We start from the raw sequence: 4,453 nt of genomic DNA on the forward strand, positions 1-4,453 counted from the left end.
AGAAAGTCACTTATTCAAATTTGGACAAAACATTGAGTTATTCAGTAACCCCTAATTATTTTAGCCGATGGATTTGAAAAAAATTTAATCAAAAATAGCATTTACACAAATGGGAGAGATTGATATGAAGAAAAAGTTGATGATTTTTGGTATTCCTGCCGTTATTCTAATTATTGTTGTCATACTCGTCAGTGGAAGATCATCAAATCCTTCTGAACTTGTTAATGGTTTTGAAGATGCTATTGAAAATGGCGATGCTTCTGCTCTTATGGGTGCAGTAACAGTCAATGAAGGCGTGACATGGAGTGAAAAACAGGCTAACAGTATTATTCAACATTTGAAAGAAAATGAATCTGATTTTGAAGACCAAATGCTACTTTTAAATGCTCAGGCAGCTTATTATGAAACAAATGGTCAAACCAACAACGAAATATCGCAAATGTATCCCGGTGAAAGCATTTCTGATGTCGGGCCATTTTATATTACTCAAGAGGATGGTTTCTTTGGTGAAAAACCTGTATTAAAAGCACGAGGATACACGCTAAAAGTCAATGCCCCAAAAGGAACAGCAGTTACCTTTCAAAACAACTCTATGACTATGGAAGGTAAAGAACAAAAGCTAGGGCTGTTCGGACCTGGTGTTTACACTGTAGAAGGTAAAAAAGATTTTGACTATACAACAGTTCAGGATACAGCAGAAGTGACCATGTTTGATCCCGAAGACTTTGAAGAGACAGCGAGTTTAAATTTAGAAGGTGAAACGGTCCAGGTTGAATCAGATATTCCGAATACATATTTAATGTTGAACGGGGAGAGACAAGATGTCAATTTATCTGACCAGAACTCATTTGGGCCGGTTGAAGATGGACTTGAAATACAAGGTGTAAAAGAATTTCCGTGGGGGACGTTAAAGAGTGATCCCCAAGAAATTTCCAGCAGTGAAGAAAATCAAGAAGAAGAAACAAGTGTGTTCAATTCCAATGATGAAGGTTACGACTTGACACCAAAAGTTTTAACAGAGGATATGCAAGAACAGGTCAAAACAATCATTAACGGTTATGCAAAGCAATCCATTCAAGCTAAATCAGAACAAAATGCAGGTGTATTAGAAAATGTATCTGACAATATCCGAAAAGAATTCACTCAAACCATTCAGGGATATGATGGTGAAAGGTATTTTGAAGGTGAGGCATTGGGAACACGTATTGATTTTTCCCAAGTCACTTATGAACAAGGGGAAGGCGGTAGTCACAACCTTACAATTCCAGTGGAATTTCATGAAAACTCAAGAGAAGTATATGAGTATGTTGATACTGAATTAGAAGAAGTGTTTTCTGAACAAACAGTGACCTTAACCTATAATGAAGAAAATCAAAACTGGACTATTATGCAAGTGGACAATGATCCCAATAGCTTTCAGGATGATTACATGACAAGTGAGGAAGTTGTGCAGACACAATTTTAATATTGTTCCGTTAAAGGGCGCAAGAAACGAATAAGACTTGCGCCAGTTTTTCTTATAAGTGCCATAGTGCTGAAGAAAGACTCTTAAGCTGATGATCAGAATGAATACCATAATCAATACGGTTTGGACATACCTTGCATTAGGGAGGTGTGTCCACTGTGTTAGTTGTTGATTTAAAATCAAAAGGGTATGTGATTTTACTATTTGTTTTATATGTTTCTGTTGTTTTATTGGTTAGTTTTGTGGGGATTAATATATTTTTTCCAGAAAGGCTTCAAGGTAATTTTTCGGGAGCGTCACATAATTTTGTTCCCTTTAGCACAATTGAAACCTACCTATTTAATTTTAAAAGCTATAATTTAATGACCTGGTTTTATAATACTTTCGGCAATATTTTATTATTTATCCCAATGGGAATTTTGCTTCCAATCCTTATTGCAAAACGTATAAAGTTTAGTTTATCGGTAATTCCATTATTTAGTCTCACGATTGAGACACTGCAATATTTTACTCAATTGGGCGTATTTGATGTAGATGATATTATATTAAATACATTAGGTGGATATTTAGGATTTTTAATTTTTGTTTTATTTAGTAAAGGGAAAAAGATATTTAACTAACAGGTGTTTATCTTCAAAAGGGTCTTCCGCAAACGGGTGCCCTTCCGGAATAATGAACAGCGCCTAATTTGCTATTGTCAGGCCTGATAGTCGAATAAATAGATCGAATAGAAATTACATTTGAAAGAGGGTTGTTAATGGATCTAATAGAAGTTCTGAACTTAATAATCATTGCAGTAATTGTTATGGCAATATTCACTACATTTTTACTTGTTTTTGCCTTAAGGTTCGCTAAGTCATCAAATAAGCGAACTAATGAATTGATGGCAATGCGAAAAGAAAACTTGGAAATACAAAAAGAGATTTTAAGCGAAATTAAGAAGTTAAGGAGAACTTCGAATTACAAAGATTAGAGTTACGAACGGGTGCGCTAATTGAACAATTGCGTCTTTCTGGATCGGGTTAGATGGTTCTTATCTTATTAATTCATACGAGGGGTGGTTTGGTGAAGTTTGCTTGGATTGCTTGGTGGATCGCAAATGCTTTTTGGTTGGCCTTATTTGCAGCAGGATCGATTTTTTTAGCACAAAGAGACGTAGATGCGACTGGTGCTATTCAAACTCCAGAAATCATTATGTTAAATATTCTGGTTTTAGCATTACCTTTTTTAATCCCCTTGCTCATTCAAATTGGTTGGTTAGTTGCAATGTTAGTTATTAAAAACAAAAGAAATAAAGAAATGACTGTTCCGGAATAGGGCGCAGTTACGGAATAAAATAAGTGCCTTTTTTATTGGGCGATGGGGACAATATTAAACTGATAGTAAGTTTTTTCGAGGTGTTGGACACAGACACCTATATTTTGAGGTTGTCAGTGTTTGTCTTTTATTGTCAAAAGCATTTACATTGAAATTTATGTCCTACATAATACTGAATGAGTATTCAATATAAAGAATGGATGATTTAGGAGGACATTCAACATTGTATATACAGAAAAGATTAAAGCAATCTATAATCCAAAAGAGACTGGAAATGATACAGTTAGCATTCGACAAGGGATTTACCAGTACAGAGACTGTTAAAAGTAGTCAGGAATTAGATTACCTATTGAATTTGTACAGAGAAATTTCATTAAAGAGTGTTGCCTGATATAGGTAAGCAAAATGTGACAAATAAAACTCAAATTAAGAGATGTAACTCATTTATAAGGCTGTCCATTGCAATCTTCATCATCGGGCGCTAATCTTTAATAATGAATTTTGTGGATAATGTATGTTGGAATTCAGACATCGTATAAATTAAAGGAGGTTAAGATGCAGAGTTTAGAACAGATCGAAAATCAATTGGAAAATATTAGCGGAATAGAAAAGCGTTTTTGTAAGAAAGAAATTCATGAACTTCCCAGCATTTTAAAAGACAGCGAAAAAATAACGGAATTTATTCCGGGAAATTACAATTTAAAGAATGGGGCGTTGGTTTCAACGAATGAAAGGCTGTTTTTTATTGATATTAGTTTTACCGGGGAGCGGGTATTTATTGAATTTGATTATGAAATGATCTCACATCTTGAATATGAGCTTGGAATAATTTATGGGAAACTAACATTTTATCATGATGGCCATTTTATTAGTTTAAAAGAAATGGAAAAGAAAAATATTGAAAGCATGGCCGACTACATACGAACTAGAATTCCCAAAACAATACCAGCAGCCAATAAAGCTGCACAAGCTGGAAAAAAAACCTTGAGTAATAAAATGGAAGGAAAGGAAACGGAAGAAAAGGGTTATCAGCAGAATGAAGCACCTCCTCAAGGTAGCGAAACGGATGGTACGAAACGTATCGGGAAATCCGATACTGAGGAAAATAAATTTCATCCGATGCGTCCATTCGAAGTAAAAAAGAGACCTGAAGTTGCAGAAAAGTTAAAGAGCTGGATCGGATTAAAACAATTGGATGCTGACCAGAAAAGATTTCGGATTAAAGAAGTTATTAAAGTATTGGCCATCTTCTTTACATTGGCTGCAGTTTATTTTATGGTCATGTTGAGACTTGAAGTTGAAAACCAACCAATTGGCGGCATGCTCTTTCTTTTATTACTTCTTTATCTGCTTGTTAAAGGACGGAAACGCTTTATAGAACAACTGGATCAGCAGGACAAATTTAATGCTAAGGTAATTTATCAGCAATGTATGCGATACTGGAATAAAGACCTTATCTATCAGCCTCCACCCAAGAGAGGCCCTAAAGCAAACGTTACGTCAAAATTCCGGAAGTGCGGGTTTGAAACAGATACATCATTGAAAATAATTGAATTGAGTCAATTCTTTATGATTCCTCAAGACTATATTGCCTATATACGTTATGAAACCAAAAGGAACAAACAACCACGTGAGAAGATGGATTATTGGGGGATTTATTTTCGTTTATTC

Annotated in this window: 6 protein-coding genes; all 6 read left to right on the plus strand. The window is 34.9% G+C overall.

The window, feature by feature from the left end; genetic code table 11:
- Positions 1 to 124: 124 nt before the first annotated feature.
- The gene (locus ON01_RS18390) at positions 125 to 1,465 is read left to right on the plus strand and encodes a TcaA 3rd/4th domain-containing protein (RefSeq protein ID WP_010532493.1); all 1,341 of its coding nucleotides are present in this window, start codon (positions 125 to 127) and stop codon (positions 1,463 to 1,465) included.
- 158 nt (positions 1,466 to 1,623) lie between these two features.
- Complete coding sequence (locus tag ON01_RS18395) at positions 1,624 to 2,085, plus strand: VanZ family protein (protein ID WP_010532494.1); 462 nt, start codon at positions 1,624 to 1,626, stop codon at positions 2,083 to 2,085.
- A gap of 137 nt (positions 2,086 to 2,222) precedes the next feature.
- On the plus strand, positions 2,223 to 2,438 hold the full coding sequence (locus ON01_RS18400) for a hypothetical protein (RefSeq protein WP_010532495.1): 216 nt from the start codon (positions 2,223 to 2,225) through the stop codon (positions 2,436 to 2,438).
- Between the two features lie 92 nt (positions 2,439 to 2,530).
- Positions 2,531 to 2,782 carry a DUF3923 family protein gene (locus tag ON01_RS18405; protein WP_010532496.1) on the plus strand — a complete coding sequence of 84 codons (252 nt, stop codon included), beginning with the start codon at positions 2,531 to 2,533 and terminating at the stop codon, positions 2,780 to 2,782.
- 196 nt (positions 2,783 to 2,978) lie between these two features.
- A complete protein-coding gene (locus ON01_RS20125; RefSeq protein ID WP_138919838.1) occupies positions 2,979 to 3,173 on the plus strand; it encodes an aspartyl-phosphate phosphatase Spo0E family protein in 195 nt (64 codons plus the stop codon).
- A gap of 164 nt (positions 3,174 to 3,337) precedes the next feature.
- Positions 3,338 to 4,453, plus strand: a 1,116-nt coding sequence (locus ON01_RS18655) for a PH domain-containing protein (RefSeq protein ID WP_010532498.1), incomplete at its 3' end; no start/stop codon positions are given.

The sequence above is a fragment of the Lentibacillus jeotgali genome (genome assembly GCF_000224785.1).
Lineage (GTDB): Bacteria > Bacillota > Bacilli > Bacillales > Amphibacillaceae > Lentibacillus > Lentibacillus jeotgali.